25 protein-coding genes are annotated in these 26,705 nt (G+C 68.7%); 7 read left to right on the top strand and 18 right to left on the bottom strand.

From position 1 onward, the window contains the following. Positions 1-39: 39 nt before the first annotated feature. Positions 40-822 (top strand): 3'-5' exonuclease, encoded by a 783-nt coding sequence (locus H4W26_RS05435; RefSeq protein WP_192591094.1) that lies wholly within the window; start codon positions 40-42, stop codon positions 820-822. On the opposite strand, the gene H4W26_RS05440 is transcribed toward H4W26_RS05435, so the two are convergent. Beyond that, on the bottom strand, positions 800-1,774 hold the full coding sequence (locus tag H4W26_RS05440) for an SUMF1/EgtB/PvdO family nonheme iron enzyme (RefSeq protein WP_192591095.1): 975 nt from the start codon (positions 1,772-1,774) through the stop codon (positions 800-802). The genes H4W26_RS05435 and H4W26_RS05440 overlap by 23 nt on opposite strands. 152 nt (positions 1,775-1,926) lie before the next feature. Here H4W26_RS05440 and betC point away from each other — a divergent pair, with 152 nt between their 5' ends. Next, positions 1,927-3,552 (top strand): choline-sulfatase, encoded by a 1,626-nt coding sequence (gene betC / locus H4W26_RS05445; RefSeq protein WP_192591096.1) that lies wholly within the window; start codon positions 1,927-1,929, stop codon positions 3,550-3,552. 212 nt (positions 3,553-3,764) lie between these two features. After that, complete coding sequence (locus H4W26_RS05450; protein ID WP_192591097.1) at positions 3,765-4,805, top strand: zinc-dependent alcohol dehydrogenase family protein; 1,041 nt, start codon at positions 3,765-3,767, stop codon at positions 4,803-4,805. A gap of 307 nt (positions 4,806-5,112) precedes the next feature. Here H4W26_RS05450 and hemL read toward each other — a convergent pair whose 3' ends face one another. From hemL to H4W26_RS05465, 3 genes are all read right to left on the bottom strand, one after another. Further along, complete coding sequence (gene hemL / locus H4W26_RS05455; RefSeq protein WP_192591098.1) at positions 5,113-6,420, bottom strand: glutamate-1-semialdehyde 2,1-aminomutase; 1,308 nt, start codon at positions 6,418-6,420, stop codon at positions 5,113-5,115. Between the two features lie 17 nt (positions 6,421-6,437). Beyond that, on the bottom strand, positions 6,438-7,565 hold the full coding sequence (gene hemB, locus H4W26_RS05460) for a porphobilinogen synthase (RefSeq protein WP_192591099.1): 1,128 nt from the start codon (positions 7,563-7,565) through the stop codon (positions 6,438-6,440). A gap of 87 nt (positions 7,566-7,652) precedes the next feature. After that, positions 7,653-8,462 carry a uroporphyrinogen-III synthase gene (locus H4W26_RS05465; protein WP_192591100.1) on the bottom strand — a complete coding sequence of 270 codons (810 nt, stop codon included), beginning with the start codon at positions 8,460-8,462 and terminating at the stop codon, positions 7,653-7,655. Positions 8,463-8,503: 41 nt separating this feature from the next. On the opposite strand from H4W26_RS05465, the gene H4W26_RS05470 reads away from it, so the two are divergent. After that, on the top strand, positions 8,504-8,989 hold the full coding sequence (locus tag H4W26_RS05470) for a hypothetical protein (protein ID WP_192591101.1): 486 nt from the start codon (positions 8,504-8,506) through the stop codon (positions 8,987-8,989). A 22-nt stretch (positions 8,990-9,011) separates the two neighbouring features. Here H4W26_RS05470 and hemC read toward each other — a convergent pair whose 3' ends face one another. The 5 genes from hemC to hemE all read right to left on the bottom strand — a co-directional run bounded on the left by hemC (position 9,012) and on the right by hemE (position 14,943). Continuing rightward, complete coding sequence (hemC, locus tag H4W26_RS05475) at positions 9,012-10,031, bottom strand: hydroxymethylbilane synthase (RefSeq protein WP_192591102.1); 1,020 nt, start codon at positions 10,029-10,031, stop codon at positions 9,012-9,014. Beyond that, positions 10,032-11,330 carry a ferrochelatase gene (locus tag H4W26_RS05480; RefSeq protein ID WP_378626026.1) on the bottom strand — a complete coding sequence of 433 codons (1,299 nt, stop codon included), beginning with the start codon at positions 11,328-11,330 and terminating at the stop codon, positions 10,032-10,034. It abuts the gene before it with no gap. Next, positions 11,327-12,055 (bottom strand): hydrogen peroxide-dependent heme synthase, encoded by a 729-nt coding sequence (hemQ, locus tag H4W26_RS05485; RefSeq protein ID WP_192591103.1) that lies wholly within the window; start codon positions 12,053-12,055, stop codon positions 11,327-11,329. Before hemQ ends, H4W26_RS05480 begins: the two co-directional genes overlap by 4 nt. A gap of 150 nt (positions 12,056-12,205) precedes the next feature. Next, positions 12,206-13,711 carry a protoporphyrinogen oxidase gene (gene hemG / locus H4W26_RS05490; protein WP_192591104.1) on the bottom strand — a complete coding sequence of 502 codons (1,506 nt, stop codon included), beginning with the start codon at positions 13,709-13,711 and terminating at the stop codon, positions 12,206-12,208. Between the two features lie 11 nt (positions 13,712-13,722). Beyond that, positions 13,723-14,943, bottom strand: a complete 1,221-nt coding sequence (hemE, locus tag H4W26_RS05495; RefSeq protein WP_192591105.1) for a uroporphyrinogen decarboxylase — start codon at positions 14,941-14,943, stop codon at positions 13,723-13,725. A 59-nt stretch (positions 14,944-15,002) separates the two neighbouring features. Here hemE and H4W26_RS05500 point away from each other — a divergent pair, with 59 nt between their 5' ends. Next, complete coding sequence (locus H4W26_RS05500) at positions 15,003-16,466, top strand: glutamyl-tRNA reductase (protein WP_192591106.1); 1,464 nt, start codon at positions 15,003-15,005, stop codon at positions 16,464-16,466. Positions 16,467-16,649: 183 nt separating this feature from the next. Here H4W26_RS05500 and H4W26_RS05505 read toward each other — a convergent pair whose 3' ends face one another. From H4W26_RS05505 to H4W26_RS05545, 9 genes are all read right to left on the bottom strand, one after another. Next, positions 16,650-17,558, bottom strand: a complete 909-nt coding sequence (locus H4W26_RS05505) for an ABC transporter substrate-binding protein (RefSeq protein WP_192591107.1) — start codon at positions 17,556-17,558, stop codon at positions 16,650-16,652. A gap of 195 nt (positions 17,559-17,753) precedes the next feature. Further along, the gene (locus H4W26_RS05510; protein WP_192591108.1) at positions 17,754-18,479 is read right to left on the bottom strand and encodes an ABC transporter permease; all 726 of its coding nucleotides are present in this window, start codon (positions 18,477-18,479) and stop codon (positions 17,754-17,756) included. Beyond that, positions 18,476-19,162 carry an ABC transporter permease gene (locus tag H4W26_RS05515; protein WP_192591109.1) on the bottom strand — a complete coding sequence of 229 codons (687 nt, stop codon included), beginning with the start codon at positions 19,160-19,162 and terminating at the stop codon, positions 18,476-18,478. Before H4W26_RS05515 ends, H4W26_RS05510 begins: the two co-directional genes overlap by 4 nt. Further along, complete coding sequence (locus tag H4W26_RS05520) at positions 19,159-19,998, bottom strand: ABC transporter ATP-binding protein (protein ID WP_192591110.1); 840 nt, start codon at positions 19,996-19,998, stop codon at positions 19,159-19,161. The genes H4W26_RS05515 and H4W26_RS05520 overlap by 4 nt, the downstream gene beginning before the upstream one ends. Beyond that, positions 19,995-20,900 carry a DNA-methyltransferase gene (locus H4W26_RS05525; protein WP_318779778.1) on the bottom strand — a complete coding sequence of 302 codons (906 nt, stop codon included), beginning with the start codon at positions 20,898-20,900 and terminating at the stop codon, positions 19,995-19,997. Before H4W26_RS05525 ends, H4W26_RS05520 begins: the two co-directional genes overlap by 4 nt. An 11-nt stretch (positions 20,901-20,911) precedes the next feature. After that, positions 20,912-22,654 carry a DEAD/DEAH box helicase gene (locus H4W26_RS05530; protein ID WP_192591111.1) on the bottom strand — a complete coding sequence of 581 codons (1,743 nt, stop codon included), beginning with the start codon at positions 22,652-22,654 and terminating at the stop codon, positions 20,912-20,914. A gap of 11 nt (positions 22,655-22,665) precedes the next feature. Then, a complete protein-coding gene (locus H4W26_RS05535; protein ID WP_192591112.1) occupies positions 22,666-22,899 on the bottom strand; it encodes a DUF3107 domain-containing protein in 234 nt (77 codons plus the stop codon). A 107-nt stretch (positions 22,900-23,006) separates the two neighbouring features. Beyond that, on the bottom strand, positions 23,007-23,657 hold the full coding sequence (locus H4W26_RS05540; RefSeq protein WP_192591113.1) for a TetR/AcrR family transcriptional regulator: 651 nt from the start codon (positions 23,655-23,657) through the stop codon (positions 23,007-23,009). A 42-nt stretch (positions 23,658-23,699) separates the two neighbouring features. Next, on the bottom strand, positions 23,700-24,548 hold the full coding sequence (locus H4W26_RS05545) for a PHP domain-containing protein (RefSeq protein WP_192591114.1): 849 nt from the start codon (positions 24,546-24,548) through the stop codon (positions 23,700-23,702). 63 nt (positions 24,549-24,611) lie between these two features. On the opposite strand from H4W26_RS05545, the gene H4W26_RS05550 reads away from it, so the two are divergent. Beyond that, complete coding sequence (locus H4W26_RS05550; protein WP_192591115.1) at positions 24,612-26,192, top strand: aminopeptidase P family protein; 1,581 nt, start codon at positions 24,612-24,614, stop codon at positions 26,190-26,192. Between the two features lie 148 nt (positions 26,193-26,340). Next, positions 26,341-26,616, top strand: coding sequence for a GlsB/YeaQ/YmgE family stress response membrane protein (locus H4W26_RS05555; RefSeq protein ID WP_192591116.1), 276 nt, complete (start codon positions 26,341-26,343; stop codon positions 26,614-26,616). Positions 26,617-26,705: the final 89 nt, after the last annotated feature.

A 26,705-nucleotide genomic window follows, 5' to 3' on the forward strand; every position in this document is an offset into this window, starting at 1 on the left:
GGACACGGCCATGTCCCACCCGCGCGCTACCGTAGTGTCATGGCCGAGACTCCCGCTCTCTTCGAGATCACCCCCAGCACCGACTCCTGGCACACCCGGCGTCGCGTCGGCTTCGACCTGGAGACCACCTCCCGGGACCCGCGCGTGGCTCGCATCGTCTCGGCCGCGCTGGTGATCTTCGATGCCGAGGTGGAACGCGACCCCCTGCTCGAGACCACCTCGGCGCTCGGTGCGGCTCCCACCCCGGGACCGCCTGAGCGGATCGTGCGCACGCGGGAATGGCTGGTGGACCCTGGGGTGGAGATCCCAGCCGAGACCACCGCCATCCATGGGATCTCCACAGAGTACGCCCAGGCCAACGGTCAGCCGGCGGCCGAGGCAGTGGCCCAGATCACCACGGCTCTGGCGCAGGAGTTCGCGGAGGGCAACGCCGTGGTGGTGATGAACGCTCCCTATGACTTCACCGTGCTGAAGTACGAGGCCGAGCGGCACGGAGTGGAGTTCCCGGAGCCGGCGGGGATCATCGACCCGCTGGTGATCGACAAACAGGTGGACAAGTATCGTCGCGGAAAGCGCACGCTGAGTCATATGTGCACCCACTATGAGGTGGAGCTCGACGGCGCCCACTCCGCGGCCCCGGATGCCTGGGCCGCTGTGGAGGTGGCCGGTTGTCAGGCGGAGCGGTTCCCCCAGCTGCAGATTCCCGCCCCCGAGCTGCACCGGCTGCAGGCGGAGTGGAAGGTCGATCAGTCGGCGGACCTGCAAGAGTACCTGCGCCGCACCCGTCCCGACGCTGAGGTCAGCCCGGCCTGGCCGGTGTGAACGCCAGCCTGAATCCGGTGTGGCCCAGCGAGCTGTCGGCGGAGGCTGAGGTTCGCGCCGAGGTGCGGTAGCGCCGGCAGTACGAGCTGTGGCACATATAGGACCCGCCGCGCATCACCGGATCGGCAGTCGCGCCGTTGAACGTTGACGCCGTCCACTCCCAGACGTTGCCGGTGGTGTTGTAGAGCCCGAATCCGTTGGGCTCGAAGGAGGTCACCGGCTTCGTGCCCACCTCCCCGGCGACTCCCTCGGGGAACTCGCCCGGGAAGATGTTCATCCGGCGCTGTCCCTCGGGATCGCGGACGTTCCCCCAGGGATAGGTCTGCTGGTCCAGTCCACCGCGAGAGGCGTACTCCCACTCCTCCTCGTGAGGAAGCCGGGCCCCCACCCAGGCGGCGTAGGCCAGCGCATCGCGCTGAGACACCTGGGTGACCGGGTGGTCCTCGCGGCCCCGCGCAGTGGAGCCAGCTCCCTCGGGAGCGAACCAGCAGGCGCCGAGCACCTGCCGCCACCAGGGCGTGGAGGCCACCGGTGCTGGCATCCGGTCCCGCATCTCCGGGGCGAGCAGCCCCTGGAAGACCAGGGAATCGCCGTACTTCTCGGCATCGGTGACATGACCCGTGGCGTGCACGAATCGAGCGAACTCGGCCACCGTGACCGCGGTGGCGCTGATCGCGAAGGACTCGACGCGGACCATGCGCACGGGTCCCTCACCGTCCGCGGGGTAGGCCAGGGCCTCCTCGCTGCCTATCCGGAATTCTGCCGCGCCGAGCCCGATGAGTTGCAGCTCCCCTGCCGCGCTGGCGGCCAGCTCAGCGACCACTGCGGCCTTCGCGGCAGCATCCGTGGTGGGGCTGGCCGGCGTCGTCGTTCGCTTGGTCTCTCTGGAGGGTGGTGTCCGGCTGGGACCGCAGCAGGCACCGGCTGTGGGTCCCGTCTCAGGGTTGCTCATGCGGCTGACCTCCTGATGTTCGGCTGCGTCTAGCGGATAGCCGGGGTTGCTGGGTGGGTGCTGAAAATGACCTGTAGCCTGGCCGAGCGTGCCTCTTGCACTCATGTACGCGAATGCCCATTCCAGTGCTCACCACGAAGGAGGGACACACTATGTCTGACCCACAGAACATCTCACACCACACCGGAACCGTGTCTCCACCGGAGCACTCGTCCACCGTCTCGCCCCCGCCCAGCGTCTCACCTCCGAACATCGTGGTCATCCAGGCTGATCAGATGGCCGCCCAGGCTCTCGGTGCCTACGGCGACGACGCCGCGAAGACCCCGCACATCGATGCCCTTGCCGAGCAGGGCGCCGTCTTCGACCGCGCCTACTGCAATTCTCCGCTGTGCGCCCCGTCGCGCGCCTCGATGATGACCGGTGTCATGCCCTCGGAGCTTGGCTGCTTCGACAACGGCGATGACTTCCCCTCCTCCGTGCCGACCTTCGCGCATCGCCTGCGCCATGCCGGATACCACACCGCTCTGGTGGGCCGGATGCACTTCATCGGCGCGGACCAGCACCACGGATTCGAAGAGCGGCTGACCACCGACGTCTACCCCGCTGACCTGGACATGGTCCCGGACTGGACGCTGCCGCTGGAGGAGAAGCTGCAGTGGTACCACGACGCCGACGCCGTCTTCACGGCAGGAGTCTCCAAGGCCTCGGTCCAGCAGGACTTCGACGACGAGGTGGGCTTCCGCAGTCTGCGCCACCTCAATGACCGGGTGCGCGCGAACCAGGCGGCGGCTGCCAAGGGAGAAGAGCAGCAGCCCTTCCTCCTGGTCAGCAGCTTCATCCACCCGCATGACCCCTATGAACCGCCGCAGGAGCACTGGGACCGGTTCGCCGAGGGTGAGATCCCGGACCCGATGCATCCCGAGGTGCCCGATGCCGCCGAGGATCCGCACAGCCACCGGCTGCGGGCGATGAGCGGCTTCGATCAGCGCTACCCGGACATCGAGCAGGTCCGCAACGCCCGCCGCGCGTACTACGCAGCCGTGAGCTACATCGACGATCACGTGGGCAAGATCCGCGAGCGCCTGGAGACCCTGGGACTGCTCGAGAACACCGTGATCCTGGTGACCTCCGATCACGGGGACATGCTCGGCGAGAAGGGCCTCTGGTACAAGATGTCCCCCTACGAGCGCTCCTCCCGGGTGCCGATGATCGCCTATGGCCCCGAGCATCTCGTGCCCGCAGGCCGGTATCAGACCCCGGTCTCGCTGCTGGACCTGATGCCCACCCTGGTCGACCTCGCCGGGGCCCGGAAGACCGAGTCCGCCGGTGACTCTCTGCTGGAGATCGCCACGCGTGAGCAGGCCGGTGAGATCACGCCCGAAGACCGGCCCGTGGTCATCGAGTACCTGGCCGAGGGGACCTACCGGCCGCAGCTGACCCTGGTGCGCGGGCAGTACAAGTACGTGCTCTGCCCGGGTGACCCGGAGCAGCTGTTCGACCTGGTGTCTGACCCGGACGAGCTGCACAATGTGGCGAGTGAGGAGAAGCATGCCGGTCGGGTGGCCCAGCTCCACGGGGAGCTCGATGCCCGCTACGACCTGACCGCGCTGGAGTCCGGGATCCTGGCCAGCCAGGACCGACGCCGGCTGGTCGCCGAGGCGCTCTCCATGGGCAAGATCCGCGCCTTCGACCACAACCCGGATCCGGAGCAGCGGTATGTGCGCGGCGACTTCTGGAGCTCACTGGAGTACGGCACGATCCGCGGCGGCAACCGCTGAGCTGACGCTCCCTGAGGGGCTAGCCTTGCGGCTGCTTCCGGGGGCCCGAGCACATCCCTGGGGCGACAACGGGCGGAATGATCGGGGAAAACCGGATCATTCCGCCCGTTTGTGCCCCACAGATGAGGGTGCCAGAGATGGGACGTCCGAGATTCGGGACGTCCTGAGGCGCGGTGACTTTGGTGATTGCGCATTCGGTAAAGTGCATCCCCATGCGCGCAATAGTCATGTCCCAGACGCAGGCCCCGATGGAGGTCCGCGAGGTGCCTGATCCCACCCCGCCAGCGGCTGGGGTCGTGGTGGAGGTCCGCGCGACCGGGCTCTGCGGCAGCGACTGGCATGCCTGGGCGGGCCATGAAGACCTCGCCCTCCCCCACGTGCCCGGCCATGAGCTCGCCGGCCTCATCTCAGCAGTCGGCCCCGAGGTGCAGAACTGGTCCGTGGGGGACCGCGTGACGGTCCCGTTCGTCTGCGGCTGCGGTGCCTGCGACTGGTGCCGCTCCGGCAACGCCCAGGTCTGCCCGGATCAGCAGCAGCCGGGGTTCACCCACTGGGGCTCATTCGCCGAGTCCGTCGCCCTCCACGCCGCGGACACCAACCTCGTGGCGATCCCGGAGACAGTCTCCTTCGAGGCGGCCGCGGCGCTGGGCTGCCGGTTCGCCACCGCCTACCGGGCGCTGACCGCGCGCGCCGAGGTGAAGCCCGCGGAGTGGGTCACCGTGGTGGGTGCTGGTGGTGTGGGACTGAGCGCTGTGATGATCGCGAAAGCACTTGGCGCCCAGGTGATCGCGGTGGATCGCAGCGCCCCGGCACTGGAGGCCGCTCAGCAGCTCGGCGCAGATCATGTGGTGCTTGCCGACGGGCGCGAGGTCCCGGATGCGGTGCGCGAGATCACCGGCGAGGGCAGCCAGGTCTCCATCGATGCGGTCGGCAGCGAGCAGACCTGCGCGACAGCCGTCCTGAGCCTGCGCCGCCGCGGCCGGCATGTCCAGATCGGACTGCTCCCCACGGAGTCGGGCCTGTCCCAGGTGCCGATGGCCCGGGCCATCGCCTGGGAGCTCGACCTCCTGGGAAGCCACGGCATGGCCGCGGTGGACTACCCCGGAATGCTCGGTCTCATCGCCAGCGGCGCACTGCGCCCGCAGGACCTGATCGACCGCGTGGTCGGGCTGCAGGAGGCCGCCGTGCTGCTGCCAGAGATGCAGCGCTCCGCGACCCCGGGGATGACGATGATCAACCCGGGGATCGCGTGATCAGGCTCAGATAGCGCCCACGTTGGAGTGATCGGATGTTGTCAATCGGAACTGCGCAGAGACCATCCTCGCGTCACATTCTGACGAATCCGACGCAGTACCTCCCGGCCGCTCGCAGTCATCACCGTGGCCCCGATGGCAGCTACACATGCGCTCATGCACAGCACGAAGGCCAGATTCTCCACCCCGGTGATCCGTGCGCCGATCACCAGAAGAGCGAAGATCAGCACAAAAAGTCCGGCTCGCATCTCAGTACCTCCTGTCACCATCCCATGTGGGTCGACGGGGAATCCCTGCTTTTCGAATGTCAGGGGCGGGCGTCCGCGGCGGCCTTCGCTGCGGCGGGCAGAGCATCGAGGATGCGGCCGATCGCGGCGTCGTCGTGGGCGGAGGAGAGGAACCAGGCCTCGAACACGCTCGGCGGCAGGTAGACCCCGGCGTCGAGCATCGCGTGGAAGAACGGGCCGTAGCGGAAGGCTTCCTGGGCCTGGGCGTGGGCGTAATTGTGGACCCCTGTGGCAGAGGTGCCGAAGGCCACCGAGAACAGCGAGCCGACCTTCTGCACGGTGTGGTCGACGCCGGCATCATCCAGTGCCGCGGTCAGCGCCTCGGAGACCAGCTGCGCCTTCTCGTCCACGTGTGCGTAGACCTCTGCGGTGGCGTTCTCCAGCGTGGCCACCCCGGCGGCCATGGCCACGGGATTCCCAGAGAGCGTGCCGGCGTGATAGACCGGCCCGGTGGGGGCCAGGTGCTCCATGATCTCGCGGCGTCCGGCCAGCGCGGCGGCGGGAAGGCCGCCGCCGATGACCTTGCCGAAGGTGAACAGGTCCGGCTCCCAGCCTTCGACCCGTCCGGAGGCGCCCCAGTAGCCGGCCTCGGTGATGCGGAACCCGGTCATCACTTCGTCGAAGATCATCAGTGCGCCGTGGCGCTGGGTGATCTCCCGGATGAAGGCGTTGAATCCCTCTTCGGGTGCCACGACGCCCATGTTGGCGGGGGTGGCCTCGGTGATGACCGCAGCGATGCGCTCTCCGTGTTCGGCGAAGACGGCTTCCAGGGCGGGGCGGTCGTTGTACTCCACCACGATGGTCTCGGAGGCCTGCGCCTCGGTGACCCCGGCGGAGCCAGGCAGCCCGAGCGTGGCGACGCCGGAGCCGGCGGCGGCCAGCAGACCGTCGGAGTGCCCGTGATAACAGCCGGCGAACTTCACCACGATGTTGCGTCCGGTGACCCCGCGGGCCAGCCGGATCGCGGTCATCGTCGCCTCGGTGCCGGTGGAGACCATGCGGATCATCTCCGCGCCGGGGACCCGGCCCCGGACCAGCTCTGCCAGCCGCGCCTCGGAGGGGTGTGAGGTGCCGAAGCCCAGACCCTGGTCCACGGCGGCGTGGACTGCGGCGATCACCGCCGGGTGCTTATGTCCCAGCAGCGCCGGACCCCAGGAGCCGACGAGGTCCACGTACTGGGTGCCCTCGGCGTCGGTGAGGTACGGGCCCTCGGCGGAGACCATGAAGCTCGGGGTGCCTCCGACCGAGCCGAAGGCGCGGACCGGGGAGTTGACTCCCCCGGGCATGAGTTCGCGGGCGGTGTCGAAGAGTTCCTGGTTGGAGGTCATCGGGACGCGGGGTCCTTTCAGCTGACCGGCGGGAAGCCGGCGTCGGTGCGGGAGGGGTCATGAGGCTCGCGGAAAGTCTCCGGGGCTGCGGTGGTGCGCGGGCGGATCGGGTCCTGCGCCGGGGGTGCGTGGCTGGCGGTCGCGCGCGTCACGCGGCTCCCTGCCATCTCCTCGCGCAGCCAGCCGGCGACTTCGGCCGCGTAGTAGGTCAGCACGTTGGTGGCGCCGGCGCGGCGGATCGCGATCAGCGATTCGGTGACCACGGTGCGGCGGTTGATCCAGCCGTTGGCCGCGGCGGCCTCGATCATCGCGTACTCCCCGGAGACCTGGTAGGCCGAGACGGGGACGTCGCTGATGCTCACGGCGTCGGAGAGGATGTCCAGATAGGCGCTGGCGGGCTTGACCATCACCATGTCGGCGCCCTCGGCGAGGTCCAGCTCGACCTCACGCAGCGCCTCCGTCCGGTTGGGAGCGTCCAACTGGTACTGCTTGCGGTCGCCGCTGAGCTGGGAGTCCACGGCCTCTCGGAAGGGCCCGTAGAACCCGGAGGCGTACTTCGCGGCATAGGCCAGGATCGGCACGTGCTGGTGCCCGGCCTCGTCCAGCGCCTGACGGATCACCGCCACCTGGCCGTCCATCATGCCGGAGGGCGCGACGACGTCGGCGCCAGAGGCTGCCTGGACCACGCCCATCTCGGCATAGAGCTCAAGGGTGGCGTCATTGTCCACCTCGCCGTCCTCGTCGATGACCCCGCAGTGCCCGTGGTCGGTGAACTCATCCAGGCACAGGTCGCTCATGACCACCAGGTCCTCGCCGACCCGGTCCTTCACCGCGCGGATGGAGCGGTTCAGGATGCCCTCGGGGTCCAGACCTGCGCTGCCCTGGGGGTCTCGGGTGGCGGGGATGCCGAAGAGCATGAGGCCGCCGAGTCCCAGATCGCGGGCCTCCTCGGCGGCCGTGAGCAGGGAGGATTCGCTGTGCTGGACGACGCCGGGCATGGAGCTGATCGGGGACGGTTCGCTGAGCCCCTCCCGGACGAAGACCGGCAGGATCAGGTCCGCCGGGTGCAGTCGGGTCTCGGCCACCAGTCGGCGCATGGCGCGGCTGCGACGCATCCGGCGGGGGCGCTGTTCGGGAAAGCTCACTTGGGTCTCCTGCTCGTCTAGCGGATGGCGGACGGTGCTCTCTGGGCGGATCTGCCCGAGCGGTCTCGCCGGTGATCAGTCTAGTTCTCAGCGCCCCAGGGCGGCGAGGACAGCGTCCGCACTCGGCTCTCGGAGAACACGCGCCGGGATCCCCCGCCGGGTCAGCGTCTTGGCTGTGGGTCTGCCGATGGCCAGCAGCCGCACGCGTTCCGGGACGCCGAGGTCGGCGAGCGCGTCTGCGGCCGAGGAGCTGGTGACCAGCAGCACGACGGCGTCCACACCGGCGAGCCGGTCGCGGCGCAGATCGGCGGCGAGCTGGTCCAGGTACAAGATGTCGGCGGGGTCGGGGGTCGGCAGCAGCCGGTGCGGGGATTCTCCCGGTTCCAGCCGTCCCTCCGTCACCAGAAAGCCCGTCTCATAGGCGCTGACAGCGGTCACCTCCCAGCCCAGGGCGGTGAGGCCTTCGCGCAGCTCCGCGCGCGCCTGGGCTGACTGCGGCAGGAAAACCGTGGGGGTCTCACCCGGCGCGGGGACCGGCATCTCTTCGATGATGCCCGCCGCGCTCTGCTCGGCCGTGGGCATCCACGGCTCGCTGAGCTGAGTCAGCTCCTCCAGCACCCGCGCCGTGCCCGGGCCGACGACGCCGATGCGCACGCCCTCCGGAACGGTGCCGTCCCAGCCCATGCGGTGCAGGGCACGGACAGTGTTGCCGCTGGTGAGCAACAGCCAGCTGAAGTCGCCGCGAGCGAGCCGCTCCAGCGTCGTCGTCAGCTCGGCAGTGTCGGCGGGGAGCCGCTGCTCGGTCAGCGGAAGGAACTGCACCTGCAGCCCTGCCGCGCGCAGGCCTGCTTCCAGCGGGCCTGCCTGTGCGGGATCACGAGTCAGGGCGATGCGCATGGTCCCAGCCTACCGAGTTCAACCGGGGCACAATGGGTGCAATGGATACCGAGACAGCTCCGCGGATGAGCGCCCGCCGCTACCGGTCCGCCCTGGTGGTCGCTCCCCTGCTTGCAGTCCTGTTCGCCGCCCTCGCCTATGCGCTGCGGGTCGGATCCATGCCGGATCAGGTGGCAGTACACATGGGGCCGGACGGGACCGGCTTCGGCAGCGGGACCATCATGGTCGCGGTCTGCTTCGGGCTCGCTCTGCTGGCCTTCGTGATCGGCGCGGTGACGGCGAGGAACACGCTGCGCAGAGGTGAGTGGCACCTCTATGAGAAGTCGGTCGTGGTGATCGCCCAATCCGCCGGCTTCGCGTTCATCGCTGGTGTGCTGGGGATCATTCTCAGCGCGGACGCGCACTCCGGCGAAGTGCCCGGAGCTGCTGCAGTGGAGTACTCGCTGCTGGCCTGGGTGGCGAGCTTCGCCGTCGCGCTGCTGGTGTACGCGCTGCTCACTCCTCGGGCGAGGCCCGAGCCGGCCTAGGAGTCGGTTCTGGCGTGCCAGCCTAGGAATCCACTACGTGCTTGAGCAGGCCGAAGTCCTCCGCGAGCAGCTGCTCCGCGACTGATGTGCCCAGCTGGATCGCGCGCTCCACAGACACGGACCTCTCGGCGCCCGCCTCGATCGCGATCTCCCCGCCCGCACGCTGGACCTGAGTCCCGTCCGGGGCGCAGATGACCGAGTCCAGGCGCAGCGTCGCACCGCCGTCGGGGTTGTCGGCGTAGCGCGCCAGCCCTCCGATCGGTGCCGAGCATCCGGCGTTGAGCCGGGCCAGCATTCCACGCTCGGCGGAGGTCTCCAGCCGGGCCGGGATGTCGTCATAGAGCGCCAGCGCGAAGCCCAGCGGCGCCACGGGCACCGCATCCTCAGCGCGGACCTCCACTGCGAGCGCACCCTGGCCGGGTGCGGGCAACATGACCTCCGGCGGCAGCAGCTCGGCGATATGGTGCTCCATGCCCAGCCGCTTGAGCCCGGCTCCAGCGAGCACGACGGCGTCCAGGTCGCCCCGTGCCGCATTGGGCGCCTGGGGCGAGGCTTCCGCCGCGGCCTCGTGGCCGCGGACCCTGGCGAGCCGGGTGCCGACGTTGCCGCGGATGTCCTCGACCTGCAGATCGGGTCGCGCCGCGCGCAGCTGAGCCGCTCGCCGCGGTGACCCGGTGCCCACCTTCGCGCCCTGCGGGAGCTGATCCAGCGTGAGGTCATCCGCGGAGCACAGCGCATCGCGCACATCGGCGCGCACCGGGACCGAGGCGATGGTGAGGCCCTCGAGGTCCTTGGCCGGAAGGTCCTTGAGCGAGTGCACCGCGACATCACAGGTCTTATCGAACAGCGCCTGCCGCAGCGCCGAGGCGAAGACCCCCGTGCCGCCCATCTGCGCCAGCGGGCCGGTGAGGATGTCCCCCTCGGTCTTGACGGTGATGAGCTCGTAACCCTGCTCCGCGTGACCGGCGAGCGCCTCGGCCGCCGTCGTCGTCTGGGTCAGTGCCAGCTTGCTGCCGCGGGTGCCGACTGTGAAGGTCCCCATCTAGCTCCTTGCGACGTCTTTGCGGAAGCGCGTGCAGTGGCAGGGTCCGCAGACGCCGGACCAGTTGCCGGGAACGACCTGCTCGCCGAATCCGACCGGGTCGCCGTTGAGGCCCTGCAGGTACTCGCTGAGCACGTCCACGAGACCGGCCACGAACTTCTCCTGGATGCCGGGCGTCGCGGCGCGGTGATACGCCAGACCGAGCTCGGCGGCGGTGTCCTTGGCCTCCGTGTCGAGGTCCCAGAGCACCTCCATGTGATCGGAGACGAAACCGATGGGCATCACCACGACACCTTCAACCCCGGCCTCGGCGTACTCCTCGAGGGCGTCGTTGATGTCAGGTTCCAGCCACGGAGTCTTGGGGCTGCCGGAGCGCGACTGGAAGGTCAGCGAGTGCTCGAGACCCTCGGCCTCGGGCACCACGTCCATCAGGTGCCGGGCCACGGCGAGGTGCTCGGCGGAGTAGACGTCGGTCCCGTACTCCTCCACGATCCGGTCCGGACCCATGGCCTCGGCGTTGCGGCTGGGGATGGAGTGCGTGACGAAGACGATCTTCGGCTTCGCCTCGGTCTTGCCAGCTTCGTCCAGCTGGGCGCGGACATCGGCGATGCCGGCGGCCAGGGCGTCCTTGAACGGATCGATGAAAGCCTTGTCCATGAAGAACTGGCGCACCTTGACCACGCTCATCTCCTCGCGCAGACCGGTCTCATCCAGGGTCAGCGAGAAATCCTCGCGGTACTGCCCACAGGAGGAGTAGCCGTTGTAGGCCGAGGTGACCAGGGCGAGGATCCGGCGATGCCCGGCCTCATGCATCTCCTTGAACGTCTCGGTGAAGAAGGGAGTCCAGTTGCGGTTGCCCCAGTAGATCGGGACGTTGAGCTGGCGCCGGGCGACCTCAGCCTCGAGCGCGCCCTTGAGGTCACGGTTCTGCTGGTTGATCGGGCTCACGCCGCCATTGGCCCGATAGTGGGTGGCGACCTCTTCGAGCCGCTCGTCCGGGATTCCGCGGCCGCGCGTGACGTTGCGCAGGAACGGCAGGACATCATCCTGACCCTCTGGTCCGCCGAAGGAGGCGAGCAGGATGGCGTCATAGTTGCCGGGCTCATCGGTGGTGGAGCCCTCGGCATAGTCCACCGGCAGCGGGGCCGGGGCCTCGGCGGCCTCGGTCTTCTGCTCGGTGCCCGGGGTGGGAGTCGAGCGGGAGGATTCCGCCACTGCGGACTCCGCCTCGGTCTCCGTCGGGTGATCCTCAGTCTCGGTGGGGTGGTGGGCGGATTCGGAGTTCGGGGTGGTCGTCACAGCAGAACCTCAGCGATCTCGGAGGCGGTCTTCAGACGGCGTCCGGTGTAGAAGGGAATCTCATCGCGGACGTGATAGCGGGTCTCGGACTCACGGAGCTTGCGCATCATGTCCACCAGGTCTGTCAGCTTGGGCGCTTCAAGGGCCAGCAGCCACTCCCAGTCGTTCAGCGCGAAGGCGGAGGTGGTGTTGGCCAGCACGGAGGGGAACTCCTGTCCCAGCATCCCGTGTTCGCGCAGCATCGCACCGCGCTTGGCGGGATCCAGCAGGTACCAGTCGTAGGAGCGGTTGAACGGGTAGATCACCAGCCAGTCCTCGGGCGGCACCCCCAGGGCGTAGGCCGGGACGTGGCTGCGGGAGAACTCGGCGGTGCGGTGCACGCCCATGGCGGAGAACGCGATGTGGGTCCGGGAGAACATCGCCGTGCGGCGGATGCGACGGACCGCGGCCTGGAGATCCTCAGGATTGGGTCCGGTGACCCAGGTCAGCACATCGGCGCCGGCGCGCATCGCGGAGACGTCGTAGGTCCCCCGGAACGTGACCTCCTGCTCGGCGAACACGGCCTCGAGCTCGTCGAACTCGACCTCCGTGTCAGCGCCCTGCGGCGCGGGTCCGGTGCGCGCAAAGACGGTGTAGAGCGTGAACCAGTCCTTGCCCGAGGAGTTGACCTCTTCCGGCGTTCGTTGGGCGTTGCTGCCGTAGCTCACAGATGCCTCCATCAGCATTGATCTTCAGTCCAGGGCCTGGGTGACGAGGGCCCACATCCAGCTTATCGCCCGGTCCCCGACGGTTTTCTACATGACGTCGAAAGGTGATGGACGGCTCAGCGATGTGGGCTCAGGATCGTGTTCTGGCTCGAGGTTCTGGCTCGGGGATCACGAGGAGCTGTTGAGGATCGCGGCGGCCGTGGCGCGGGCGTCCGGCACCACCCGGGCGAGGCCGGTGCCGGCGAACCAGGCGCCGGTCATGTGGAGCACCGGGGCGCTGGCACCCGCGGCAGGCTGCTCCGTCAGCCGGGCGCGCAGGGCGGCGATCCGTTCCGCATGACCCGCCGAGGTCTGCGGCAGCGCCTTGCGCCAGCGGATGACGCTGGCCTCGAGGATCTGTGCGGGGGCGATCGGCACCCCGAAGAGTGCGCCGACGTCCTGGGCGGCTGCCTGCTGCAGCTCCTCGTCGCTGGAATCGGCGCCGAGGCTGCGCTGGCTGCTCTGCCCGACCCTCCCGTAGGAGAGCCGCACCACGTGGTGGCCGGGTCCATGCGCCCGGGTCACCGCGGCGTCCGCCCACTCCCATTTGGAGCTGATGTGGGTCATCGCCTTGGCACCGATCTCCGTGACATGCGGAGACACGAGCACGCCGGTGCCGCGCGGATGGGAATCGAGCTCCGGCGCATTCAGGACCATGGAGACCAGGGCGACGCCGGGGGCTAGGGCCTCGGGTTCATGCTGGGTTTCCTGCTGGGAATGCACCGCACCCAGCCCGGTCAGGTCCAGGCCGCTGAGGTCGACCATTCCTGCGGCGAGCTGCACGGCCGCCGGAGCGTCGAGGGCCAGGATGATGTGGTCCGGATGCCCAGTCTCGGCCACATCAAGTGCGCCGAGATCGTTCACCGGGGAGTTCAGCCGAATGACCGCCCCCAGGCGGAGAAGCTCCTCCTGAAGCGCGGCGACCAGTCGGTTGAGCCCTCCATGCAGGGAGTTCACCGCGGAACCGGCCGGCGCCTTGGACCTGACCTGCGCCACGGCTCGGGCCAATGATCCCTCGCGCAGCATCGCCTCGAAGACGCCTGGAGCGGTGTTGCTCATGTCCAGGTCATCCGGCTCGGCCGAATGGACCCCGGAGACGATGGGGGTGACCAGCCGGTCCAGCACGTCCTGCCCCATGCGGTCGCGGACCACCTCGCCCAGCGTGATCCGTCCGCCGCGGGAGGCGTGCTCCTGCGCCCAGCCGTCCACCGGGGCGTTCAGGTCCTCGGCGGCTCGCGCCGCGGCCTCTTCCCCGAGGATCGCCACCACGTCCGGCGCCAGCGGGTCAGCAGGAATCCCGAGGATCCCGGTGGCCGGGAGCGGGGCAGCCACGTCGGGCAGCTGCAGCCAGGCGATGGCATGCTGCGGCGCCACGACCAGATCCTGCAGTCCCAGCTCGTGGAGCAGCCGGGGCACCACAGGTGAACGCGTGGCGAAGGCTTCAGCACCGGCGTCGTAGGCGACACCGGACATCGTGTGCGCGCCGATGGCTCCGCCCAGCCGGTCTCCGGCCTCGAAGATCTCCACCGAGCAGCCTGCGCGAGCCAGATCCCAGGCAGCGATGAGACCGGCGACGCCGCCGCCGACCACGGCGATGCGCGGCATGCTCTGGCGCGCGTTCACGCGGGTGTCCATGCAGGCAGAGCTCAGTCCTCGTAGCCGATCTCGTGGATCAGGCTGACCACCCGGGTGAGCACATCCGGGTCAGTCTCCGGAGGGACCCCGTGACCCAGGTTGAGCACATGTCCGGCGGCACCGGAGCCGGCCGCGATGACCTCGCGGACGTGGGCCTCCAACACCGGCCAGTCGGCGCGCAGCAGCGCAGGGTCGATGTTGCCCTGCAGAGGGGTCTCTGCGCCGACCCGGCGGCTCGCCTCAGCAAGGTTCAGCCGGTAGTCGACACCGACGACGTCGGCCCCGGCCTCCTTCATCAGGTCCAGGATCTCCCCGGTGCCGGTGCCGAAGTGGACCAGCGGCGCGGTGACGCGGTGGCCCTGCGGAGTGGTTCCGCCGAGGCCCTTCACGTGGGCCAGCGCCACCGCCGAATGGGCCTGGACGTGACGGGCGTAGTCCTCGCGGCTCAGTGAGCCGGCCCAGGAGTCGAAGAGCTGGGCGGCGGAGGCTCCGGCCATCAGCTGGGCGCGCATGAAGCGTCCGGACACCTCGGCGGCCCAGGCTGCCAGCGCGTTCCAGGTCTCGGGGTCCGCGTGCATCATCGTGCGCGGGCCGAGGTGGTCCCGGGAGGGCTTGCCCTCGACCATGTAGGCCGCCAGGGTGAATGGGGCTCCGGCGAAGCCGATCAGCGGGGTGGAGCCGAGCTCCGCCACGATGCGCCCGATCGCTTCGGTGATCGGGGCGAAGGCGGCGTCGTCGAGGGTAGGCAGCGCGTCCACATCGGCGCGGGTCCGCACAGGTTTGCCCAGCACCGGGCCCACACCCGGCTCGATCTCCACATCGATCCCGGCCAGGCGCAGCGGGATGACGATGTCGGAGAAGAAGATGGCGGCGTCCACGTCGTGGCGTCGCACCGGCTGCAGGGTGATCTCGGAGGCGAGCTTGGGATCCAGGCAGCTGTCGAGCATCGTGGTGCCCTCGCGCAGCGCCCGGTATTCGGGCAGCGAACGCCCGGCCTGACGCATGAACCACACGGGACGGCGGTGCGGGCGTGTGATCTCTCCCGCAGTGTTACGCCCTCCGCGATACTGCGTGATCAGCGCCGAATCGGCGGTCAGCCCGCTCACGAGCGGGTGCTCTGCGGGCAGCTGCGAGGCGGAGGCCCGAGAATGCGCGGCCGCCAGCGGAATGGCGGAGACGGTGCCGGTGGCCGGGGAGGACGTGGCCATGCCGGCGAAGGATCCAGAAGTCATACGCCATATTCTCCACTTTTCCGCGACACACTTCGACCCGCTGTAGAATCAATGACGTCGTGGTACTCATTTCTCTAGTCGCCACCCACGCCGAGCTCGATCTCGAGACCGTGGGAACACTCAGCTCAGGAGCGGCCAATCTGGCCGGTTCTGTTCATATGCCTGCCGTGACCCTGGCGACCTGCAATCGCATGGAGATCTACGCCGAGTCCACCGGCAGCTCCCACGACGTCGTCCAGTCCACCCGCGAGGAGCTGCTCGACGCCGTCGCCCAGTCCTCCGGTCTGGACCGTGACGTGGTCGGCCGCTCCTTCCGGACCCTGGTGGAGGACGACGCCGTCTCGCATCTCTTCGAGGTCGGCGCAGGTCTGGACTCCGCCGTCATCGGGGAACGTGAGATCGCCGGGCAGGTGCGCAAGTCCCTGGCGGACGCGCAGCACGCCGGCACGATCTCCGGAAACCTCACCAAGCTCTTCGAGACCGCCTCCCGCACCGCCAAGGATGTCGGGACCCGCACCGCACTGGGTTCACGGGGCCGGTCCATCGTCTCGGTCGCCCTGGACATCGCCGGGGACATGCGCGGAGACGGCACCGCCTTCTACCCCGGCGCCTCCGTGGTCCTGATCGGCACCGGGGCCTACTCCGGAACCTCGCTGGCCCAGCTCGTGGAGCGCGGGGTCACCGACATCGGCGTCTTCTCCGGTTCCGGCCGTGCCGAGGAGTTCGTCGCAGAACGATCCGGCGATGCCCGTGCGCTGCAGATGCAGGAGCTGCCCGGTGCTTTCCGCGAGGCCGATGTGATCATCGGCTGCTCGGGCGGGAACCGGCGCATCACCGCCAAAGAGGTGCGCAACCTCGCCGGTCTCGCCGCGGACGCCCCGCGGGACAAGCCGCTGACCATCATCGACCTGGCGCTCTCCCATGACTTCGACCCCGATGTGGCGGATCTGGAGGGCGTGGAGCTGATCACCCTGGAGTCGGTGAAGATGGCCGCCCCCGGGGAGACCGAGGACTCTGTGGAGGAGGCACGCGACGTCGTGCGCTCGGCAGTGGAGACTTACCTCACCGAGCGTCGTGAACGCACCGCCGATGACGCCATCGTCGCGCTGCGCCGACACACCCAGTCGCTCCTGGACGAAGAGATGGACAAGGTTCGCAAGCAGCATGGCTGCACCGGTGCCGCCGAAGAGGTGGAGTTCGCCGTCCGACGGATCGTGCGCAAGATGCTGCACACTCCCACCGTGCGCGCCCGGGAGATGGCGGCCGAGGGACGCACCGAGGATTACGTGCGGGCGCTGCAGGACCTGCACGGCATCGAGGTGCCCGTGCGCGAGGAGACTGCTCGGGCCACCCCCGCTAAGCGCCGCCGCGCCGAGGACTTCTCTGCGGCCGAGCTCACCCAGATGGCCAGCTACCTGACGAACGTTCCCGCCGGCGGCTTCTGCCAGCACCACCGGCCCGGCGAGTTCGAGATCGAACGGATCGACGCCGTGCGCGATCTGAACATCCGCCGCGCCGGCTGAGCCCCTCCCCTGCTCCCCCGAAAAAATCGTAGAGCTCTGTCGTTGTCGTAGTGCTATAGCTCTATGATTCGCTAGAGGTCTACGATTTTCGCGCTTGGGGCGGGGGCACGCGGGCGGGCTGACACAGAAAAGCGGCCCGCCCGGAGAATCCTCCGGGCGGGCCGCCTTTCATGCGGGATCAGCTCAGTCGAGACCCTGCTCGGCGAGCCATTCCGACGCGACGTCGGCCGGATCGGCCTGCTCGTCCACGCTCTGACCGTTCAGCGCGATGAGCTCATCGGGGGTCAGTGCGGCGTTGACCTCATTGATCAGCGCGGCAGCCTCCTCGTCCACGCGGTCTGAGACCACAGGGATGACGTTCTGCGGGAGCACCAGCTCCTCAGGATCCTCCAGCACCACCAGATCATCGGAGGCGAGCTCCGGATCGGCGCTGTAGATGTCTGCCACCTCGACGTCGCCGTCGCGCAGCGCGTCCACGGTCAGTGCGCCACCGCCGGCCTCGACCGGCACCAGCGTGATCTCCACGCCGTAGACGTCCTGCAGACCCTCGGGTCCGTAGGGGCGGGCCTCGAACTCGGCGTTCGCGGCAATCTGCAGATCCTCCAGGCCGGCGAGGTCGCCCACTTCGCTGAGGTCGTTCTCCTCGGCGAACTCCGCGGTGACCACGAAGCTGTCCTGGTCGGTGGCCTCGGCGGCCTCCAGCACGCGCAGCCCGTCGGGGAGGACCTCCTCGAGCTGAGCGGTGATCTCTTCCAGGCTGGCGGCCTCGGAGGACTCCTCGTAGTACTGCAGGAAGTTTCCGGCGTACTCGGGGAAGATGTCGATGGCGCCCGACTCGAGCTCCGAGACGTAGACCTCGCGCTGACCGATGTCGAACTGGCGGTCCACCTCGATGTCCTCGGATTCCAGCACCTGCGCGTAGAGCTCGGCGATGATCGTGTTGGAGTAATACTGCTGAGAGCCGATGACCAGGGCGTCGCCCTGGGCCGCGTCACCCTCGGAGTCCTCGGCGAGGGGATCGCTGTCTCCTCCGCAGCTGGTCAGCGCCAGCGCGGCGATGGTTCCTGTGACCCAGAGTCTTGTGGTCCGCATGTCTGATCCTCTTTCGTTGTGCAGCTCCCACGTCAGGGGCAACTGGTCCTGAAGTCCATCATAGGAAACTATGGGCGCACCCGGTGGTGGACTCGGCCCCAGTGTCGGGTTGTGACGGCGAAGCGTCAGCGTTCGCAGGCGTGAAGCGTCAGCCTCCAATGCCCCAGAGCGTCGATGCCCCGGAGGTCCGAGGCGTCAGCCCCCGGCAGCGACCGCACGACGACGGCCGCGCCGCTCTCCACGCGGGGCGCGCTGCGGTCCGGCGAGCCCGGGGATTCTGCGGATCAGGCGCTGACCAGTCCCGAAGACCGCGTCGACGAGGATCGCGAGCAGGATCACGACGATCGAGGTGCCGAGCATGAGCGGGTAGTCGTAGGTGCGCAGCCCCAGGAACAGCGGACGTCCCAGTCCACCTGCTCCGACATAGGCCGCGAGTGTGGCGGTGGCGATGATCTGCAGCGCGGCGAGGCGCAGTCCGCTGAGGATCAGCGGCAGTCCGAGGGGGATCTCGACCCGGGTGAGCACCTGCCAGCCGCTCATCCCCTGCGCACGGGCGGCGTCCACCGTCGCCGGGTTCACCGATTCCACCCCTGCGTAGGCGCCGGCGAGCACGGAGGGTGCCGCCAGGATCACGAGAGCCACCATGGGCGCGGTCAGGCCGATCCCGGTGAACAGTGCCACCAGGGTCAGCAGTCCCAAGGTGGGCAGGGCACGGGCGGCGCCGGTGGCGACGACGGACACTCCCCTGCCCTTGCCGGTGTGTCCGATGAGCAGGCCCAGCGGCAGCGCCAGCGCGGCAGAGATCCCGAGCGCGATCAGCGTGTAGCCCAGGTGCTCCATGGACCGTTCCCAGAGCCCTCCGGCTCCGGACCAGGCATCCGCGGTGAGCAGCCAGCGCACCGCCTCGACGATGTTGTTCATGCCGCCGCCTCCTGAGTGCGTCGCTTCCTGAGTCGCGGACGAACGGCAGCCGCGTTCTTGTTCCAGGGCATCAGCAGCCGACCTGCGAGCACCAGCAGCAGATCGCAGATCAGCGCGAGCACCACGGTCATCACGATGCCGGCAAGGATGGAGCCGATGATGTCGCGGGCGAATCCGTCGGTGAACAGTGAGCCGAGCGAGTTGACGCCGAGCACGGCGCTGACCGAGACCAGGCTGATCGAGCTGACGCAGACCACGCGCACACCGGCGAGCAGTGCGGGCCCGGCCAGCGGCAGCTCCACGGTGAAGAAGCGACCCACCCCGGAGAACCCGATCGCGGTGGCGGAGGTCCGCACGTCGTCGGTGACGGCGTCCAGCGCCTCGGCCGCGGAGCGGACCATCAGCGCGAGCCCGAAGATCGAGAGCGCGATGACCACGTTGAGCGGGTCTCGCACCGAGGTCCCCACCACGGCGGGCAGCAGGATGAACAGCGGCAGCGAGGGCACGGCGTAGAGCAGCCCGGTGCCGGTCAGCAGCGGTTCACGCAGGACCCGGATGCGGTTGGCGACCCAGGCCAGCGGGATGGAGACCAGGAAGGCGATGACCACGGCGGGCAGGCTGAGCGCCAGGTGGACCAGGGTGAGCTCACCGATGGTGTCTAGGTTCTCCAGGACCCAGCTCATGGACGGTCTGCGCGATCGGTCTGCGTCGGGACCACGCCCAGCGGGCGGCCCTGGGCGTCGGAGATGAGCAGCTCGCCGTCGTCGGTCTGCTCTGCCGAGAGAGACCGGGCTCCGGAGTCCAGCCCGAGGAACCGGGAGACGAACTCGTCCTGCCGGTTCGACAGCAGCTCGGCCGGGGTGCCGGAGGCGGCCACCGCCCCGCCGGTCTTGAGCACGACGATCTGGTCCCCGAGCGTGAGAGCCTCGTCGATGTCGTGGGTGACGAAGATGATGGTCTTCTTCAGCTCCTCCTGCACGCGCGCAAGCTCACGCTGCAGCTCGACCCTGACCAGGGGATCCACCGCGCCGAAGGGCTCGTCCATGAGCAGGATGTTCGGGTCCGCCGCCAGTCCGCGTGCCACGCCCACCCGCTGCTGCTGGCCGCCGGAGAGCTGGCCGGGATAGCGCAGGCCCAGCTTGGCGTCCAGGCCGACGATCTCCATCAGCTCATAGCCGCGCTTGCGAGCGTCGGCGCGGGAGGCGCCGTTGAGTCGGGGCACGGTGGCGATGTTGTCGATGACCCGGCGGTGGGGCAGCAGACCGGAGTGCTGCATGACGTAGCCGATGCGCCGCCGCAGCGCGACCGGCTCCACGCCGGAGATGTCCTCGTCGTCGATCAGCACGCTGCCCGTGCTGGGCTCCACCATGCGGTTGACCATGCGCAGCAGCGTGGTCTTTCCGCAGCCGGAGGATCCCAGCAGCACGGCGGTGCTGTGTGAGGGCACAGTGAGGCTGAACTCCTCCACCGCCGTGGTGCCGTCCGGGTAGGTCTTGCCGACCTGGCGAAATTCGATCATGAAGCCTCCATCAGGTGGTGCCGGTGGATCTGCGCATGGTCTCCCAGACGTGACTCCATCACATCGAGGGCCTGCGGAGAGGAATCCATCAGGATGAATCTGCGGTCGGTCTCGACGGCGACGGCGCCCAGGGTGCCCGAGCCGGCGAAGCAGTCAAGCACCCAGTCGCCGGGGCGCGAGGAGGCCTGCACCATGCGCCGCACCAGTCCGACCGGCTTCTGCGTGGGGTACCCGGTCTTCTCGCGGCCCGTGGGCGAGACGATGGTGTGCCACCAGACGTCGGTAGGCAGCTTGCCCAGGGCGGCCTTCTCCGCGGTGACGAGCCCCGGGGCCATATAGGGCTCCCGGTCGACCGCCTCGGCGTTGAAGAAGTAGCGCGTGGGGTTCTTCACGTAGACCAGGATGGTGTCGTGCTTGGTCGGCCAGCGCTTCTTGGTGCGCCCGCCATAGTCATAGGCCCAGATGATCTCGTTGAGGAAGGATTCCCGCCCGAAGATCGCGTCGCAGAGCACCTTGGCGTAGTGGACCTCGCGGTAGTCCAGGTGCAGGTAGAGGGTGCCGTCCTCGGTCAGCAGCCGCCAGGCATGCAGCAGCCGGGGCTCGAGGAACTCCCAATAGTCGGTGAAGGAGTCGTCATACTCGGCCAGCGCGCGGCGCACGGTGTCATAGCTGCGCCCGGCGAAGCCGACCCGGTTGCCCTCGCCGTGCGGGCGACGGGTGTTGGTGGTCTCAGTGGCCCGCTGGGCCCGCCCGGTGTTGAAGGGCGGGTCCAGGTAGACCATGGTGAAGGAGCTGTCCGGCAGGCCCGGAAGGTGATCGAGGTTCTCGCCCTCGATCACCTGAGAGGGCCCGGCTGGATCGAAGCCGCGGCTGCTCGCCGCAGCGGTGTCCCCGGAAGTCACCCCTGGGCCGTTCAGCTCTCGCTGGAGGCGTTCCCGCCGCCTGAGCCGGAGCCACCGCGACGACGACGGCGCCGCCTGGGCTGCGTGGCAGATTCGCCGCCCTCGGACGGCGCAGCTGACTCCGCAGGTGCTGCTTCAGCGGTGGAGCCTGAGTCTTCGGTGCGGGTGCGACGGCGATTGCGGCTGCGCGGTGCGGAACCTTCCGCGGCGGGCTGAGACTCCTTGGCGGAGTCCTCTCCGCGGCCTCGTCCACGCCCGCCGTCGCGTCCACCGCGACCGCTGCCGGCCTTGTCTGAGTCGCGTCCGCCACGTCCGCCATCACTGGACCGGCCACCACGGCCACCCTCGCGGTCGCCGGAGCGTCCGCCGCGGGACTGGCGCTTCTCGGGTCCGCCCAGATCCTCGAGCTCCTCGGCGTCCAGACCGGCCTTGGAACGCTTATGCCGGGGCAGGCGTCCCTTGGTGCCCTTGGGGATGTCGAGGTCCTCGTAGAGGTGCGGCGAGGAGGAGTAGGTCTCGATCGGTTCCGGGATGCCCAGGCCGAGCGCCTTGTCGATGAGCTTCCACTTCGGCATGTCCTCCCAGTCCACGAAGGTCACGGCGATGCCGGTCTTCCCCGCGCGGCCGGTGCGTCCGACGCGGTGAAGGTAGGCCTTCTCGTCGTCCGGAGCAGTGAGGTTGATGACGTGGGTGATGTCTGTGACGTCGATGCCGCGAGCGGCGACGTCGGTGGCGACCAGGACGTCGATCTTCTCGTTGCGGAAGGCACGCAGGGCCTGCTCACGAGCACCCTGGCCGAGGTCGCCGTGGATCGCGCCGGCGGCGAACCCGCGGGAGATCAGCTCGGCGGAGAGCCGGTCTGCCTGGCGCTTGGTGCGGGTGAACACGATCGTGCGACCGCGACCCTCAGCCTGGAGCAGACGGGCGATGACCTCGTCCTTGTCCAGGTGGTGCGCGCGGTAGACCAGCTGCCGGATGTCCTTCTTGGTGATGCCCTCGTCCAGCGGGTCTGCCGCGGAGATGTGGGTCGGCTTGGACATGTAGCGGCGGGCCATGGCGACCACGGGGCCGGGCATGGTCGCGGAGAAGAGCATGGTCTGGCGACCGATCTCCGGGACGGCGGAGAGCAGGGTCTCCACATCGGGGAGGAAGCCGAGGTCGAGCATCTCGTCGGCCTCGTCGAGGACCACGATGTTGACGTTCTTGAGCTTCAGATGACGCTGGCGGTGCAGGTCGATCAGTCGGCCGGGGGTGCCGACGACGATCTCCACACCGCGGTCGAGCTCTTCGATCTGCGGCTCGTAGGCACGGCCGCCGTAGATCGTGGCCACGCGGATGCCGCGGCGGGCGGCCGCGACCTTGATGTCCGCGGCCACCTGCACGGCGAGCTCACGGGTGGGAGCGACGATGAGCGCCTGGGGCGCTCCGGGGGCCGGAAGGTCGTCATAGCCGGCGTCGTCGGGGCTGGTGACGCGCTGGATGGCAGGAATGCCGAAGCCCAGCGTCTTGCCGGTGCCGGTCTTGGCCTGGCCGATGATGTCATAGCCGCCCAGCGCGATCGGCAGGGTCTCGGCCTGGATCGGGAAGGGGGTGGTGATGCCCTTCGCGGCGAGGGCCTCGACGATCTCGGGGCGCACGTTGAAATCTGCGAAGGTGAGGCTGGAGGCTTCGACAGCCTCGACGAGTTCAGGATGAGCGGCGGAGATGGGGGCGTCAGTCTCGGCGGCTGATGACTCGGTGGTCTGTTCAGTCATAGGTACTTTCATTAGGCGACTGCGGCTGCGAAGCCGACAGTCTGTTTTGTGTCGGAGCCGATCTCCACATAGCCGATGGAGGCCACGGGGACCACGATCTTCTTGCCGCGGCGGTCCTGAAGGCTCAGCAGCGTCTGCTTGCCTTCGATGGCGGCGGCAACGGCCTGTTCGATCTCTTCGGGCTTGGCCTCGGTCTCGATGACGATCTCGCGTGAGACGTGCTGAATGCCGATACGTACTTCCATGCCAACTCCTTGAATCCGTGGGTCAACGCCCACTTGATCAGAGCCGCAGCGGTCCGGAGACGGACGCCTGCGTCAGGCGTGGGCGAGTTTACCTGTCTCGATACTACCTATTGTGCGCCCTCGGTGCTCTCAGACTCCTTGGGGAAGCCCGAGATTCCGCGCCAAGCCAAACGCGCGGTCAGCTGGGAGGAGACCTCCTGGTCCGGGCGCTCGGAGAGCCGGCTCCAGTGCCGTGCCGCCGAGAGCGCCATGCCGATCAGCCCGTGACCCAGCATGGTGGCCTCGGCCATCGGCTGACCGGTGTCGTCGGCGATCACCTCGGCGATGGCTCCGGCCATCGCGTCATGGAAGCGCTCGAGGCGGTCTTCGACCTCCTCGTCGTTGTCCATCCCCGAGGTGAAGACCAGCCGGTAGGCCTCGTCCTTGCGGGCGATGAACTCATAGAAGGTGGCCATGGTGGCCTGGACGCGTTCCTTGTTGTCCGCGCTGGTGGCCAGCGCCTGGGTCAGCTCGTACTCGAGCTGGGCCAGGTGGGTGTCGAGCAGTCCGAGGAAGAGCTCGTGCTTGCCCGGAAAGTGCTGGTAGAGCACCGGCTTGGAGACCTGGGCGATCTCGGCGATGTCGTCCATCGAGGCGCCGTGGTATCCCTTGGCGACGAAGACCTGCAGCGAACAGTCCAGCAGCTGCCTGCGACGCTGCTCACGAGGCAGCCGTTTGGCGCGGACGACGCCGGCAGGGTCCCTCATGCTTTCGTTCATGGGCCCAGTCTAGGGCTGGGACGGCGCGGACGCCCGGACCTGTCACGGACGGATCGGCTCGATACCGGTGGCGAGCCCGCACAGCGTCTCCACCGTGTCCCAATCGGTGGTGTTCTCCCCGATCAGGTTCGCCTTGCCGGTGCCGTGATAGTCGGAGGACCCGGTGACGAGCAGGTCGTGGCGGGCGGCGAGGGCGCGCAGCACGGTGCGGCCGGATTCGGGGTTGTCGCGGTGGTGGACCTCCACCCCGGCGAGGCCCGCATCGACCATCTCCTCGAGCTGCGCGGCGCTGACGGTGCGACCGCGGGCCGAGGCCATCCCGTGGGCCAGCACCGGGACTCCCCCGGCAGCGCGGACCAGCTCGATCGCCGTCGTCGGGTGCATGTTGTGCTGGCTCACGTAATACGGAGATCCGGCGTGGAGCAGGTGGTCGAAGGCCTCCTGGCGATCGGCCACGGCTCCGATGCCCACCAGGGCGTCGGCGAGGTGCGGGCGGCCCACGGTGGCTCCGGTGCTCACGTGCTGCTCGACCGTCTCCCAGGTCAGCGGGAAGTCCACGGAGAGGCGTTCGGCGATGCGTCGGGCTCGGTGCATGCGACCGTCGCGGGCTTCGGCGACCGCCGAGGAGAGTCCGGCGTGGAGCGGATCGTGGAGGTAGCTCAGCAGATGGACGCTGATCCCGTTCTCGGTGAGTGTGGTGATCTCCATGCCGGGCAGCAGCATGACCCCGTGCTGCCTCGCGGCGGCGATGGCCTCGTCCCAGCCGGCGGTGGTGTCGTGATCGGTCAGCGCCAGACCTTCCAGTCCCGCGGCCGCCGCGGCGGCGATCACCTCAGCGGGAGCTTCGGTGCCGTCGGAGACGTTGGAATGGGTGTGCAGGTCCACGCTCATGCGCCTCAGCCTACCGGGCTGCCGCCTCCGGCCAGGCCCCGGAGGCGCACCTAGACTGGGACCATGACCAGTTCCGAGAATCCTGAAGAATTCGACCTCGTCGCCGCAGCCTCCGCGCAGGAGCTCGGGGATCGCGTGAACAACCGCTCGCAGCGCCCCACCTCGGAGGCGTTCAAGGAGTTCATGGCCTCGAGCTGGGCTCCGGCCGAGCGCGTGACGCATGAGCGCGATGAGGTCGCCTCCTACGCCGCCCGACGCCGCGCCGCCGTGTCCGCGCAGTTCCCGGGCGAGCGGCTGGTGATCCCCGCCGGGCCGTTGAAGGTCCGCTCGAATGACACCGACTACCGCTTCCGCCCGCACTCGGCCTTCGCCCACCTGTCCGGCCTCGGCCTGGACCATGAGGCAGGTGCCGTGCTGGTCTTCGAGCCGGTCGAGGAGGGCACCGGCGACGACGGCTCCGGCCACGAGGTCACGCTGTACTTCACGCCGATGGCGGGGCGAGACTCGGAGGCCTTCTACGCCGATGCCCGCCACGGTGAGTTCTGGATCGGGCCCCGCCCCGGCCTGGAGGAGTTCTCCCAGCGGCTCGGCATCCGCACCGGAGACACCGGCGCGCTGGAGGTGGCCGTGACCAAGAACGCGGGTCCCGTGGAGTTCGGCGGAACCCGTCTGCGGCTGCTGCGCGAGGTGGACCTGAACGTCGACGCCCTGGTGGACACCTCACGCATCAACACCGCGGTGGACCTGGAGACCTCCGATGCCTACGACGGCGAGCTGCTGGAATCCCTCTCCGAGCTGCGCCTGGTCAAGGACAGCTGGGAGGTCGAACAGCTGCGCACCTCGGTGGACGCCACCATCGCCGGGTTCCACGATGTGGTCGCGGCCCTGCCCGCTGCAGTGGGTCATGCCCGCGGCGAGCGGATCGTGGAGGGGGCGTTCTTCGCCCGCGCCAGGCTGGACGGCAACGACCTCGGCTACGACACGATCGCGGCCTCGGGCAACAACGCCACGGTGCTGCACTGGATCCGCAATCACGGGGCGGTGAACCCGGGAGAGCTGCTGCTCCTCGACGCCGGCGTGGAGGCCGAGTCTCTCTACACCGCAGACATCACCCGCACCCTGCCGGTCACCGGAGAGTTCACCCCCGTACAGCGCCGGATCTACGAGGCTGTGCTCGCCGCGGCAGACGCGGCGTTCGCCGTGGTCCGCCCGGGCATCAAGTTCCGGGAGATCCACGCCGTGGCGGTGAAGGTGCTCGCCGAGCACCTCGACGACTGGGGGCTTCTGCCGGTGAGCCTCGAGGAGGCCCTGGATGAGAGTGGCCAGCATCACCGCAGGTGGATGCCTCACGGCACGAGCCATCACCTCGGGCTGGACGTCCATGACTGCGCGCAGGCCAAGCGCGAGCTGTATCTGGACGGCGTGCTGGAACCCGGCATGGTCTTCACGATCGAGCCGGGGCTCTACTTCAAGAATGAGGATCTAGCGGTGCCGGCGGAGTTCCGCGGCATCGGCGTGCGGATCGAGGATGACGTGCTGGTCACCGAGGACGGTGCGGAGAATCTCTCTGCGTCGCTGCCCCGCACCGCACCGGAGGTGGAGGCCTGGATGCAGGGGATCTGGGCGCAGAAGAAGAGCGGTTAATCACGGCGGATAACCGTGATATGGCGGCGATCTAAATGTGATGAATTCGACGCTTGTCAGCCTCTAAGCGTTCGGAGGTCCTGGGTTTCAAGGGATACGCTGGAATCAGTCGAACCTGACAGGTTCAAACAATCACAGGAGGAACTCCATGGGAATCATCGCTTGGCTCGTACTGGGCCTCATCGCAGGTGCAATTGCACGCCTCATCCTTCCCGGCAAGCAGGCCGGCGGATGGATCGCCGCACTGGTCACCGGTGTGCTCGGCGCCCTGCTCGGCGGCTTCATCGCCTCCGCCGCCTTCGGCATCAACGTCAATGACTCGTTCTTCGATCTGCCCACATGGCTCTTCGCCATCGGCGGCGGCGTGATCGTGGCCTTCATCTGGCAGGCCATCACCGGTCGCCGCGGCAGCCGCAAGGTCTGATTCGCAAGCGCTGAGCACCGGCTCCTCACGGAGCTGGCACTCACAGTGAAACGCCCCGTCCCCTGGACTCCATTGGAGCTCCAGACGGA

This window comes from Nesterenkonia halotolerans, from assembly GCF_014874065.1.
Lineage (GTDB): Bacteria > Actinomycetota > Actinomycetes > Actinomycetales > Micrococcaceae > Nesterenkonia > Nesterenkonia halotolerans.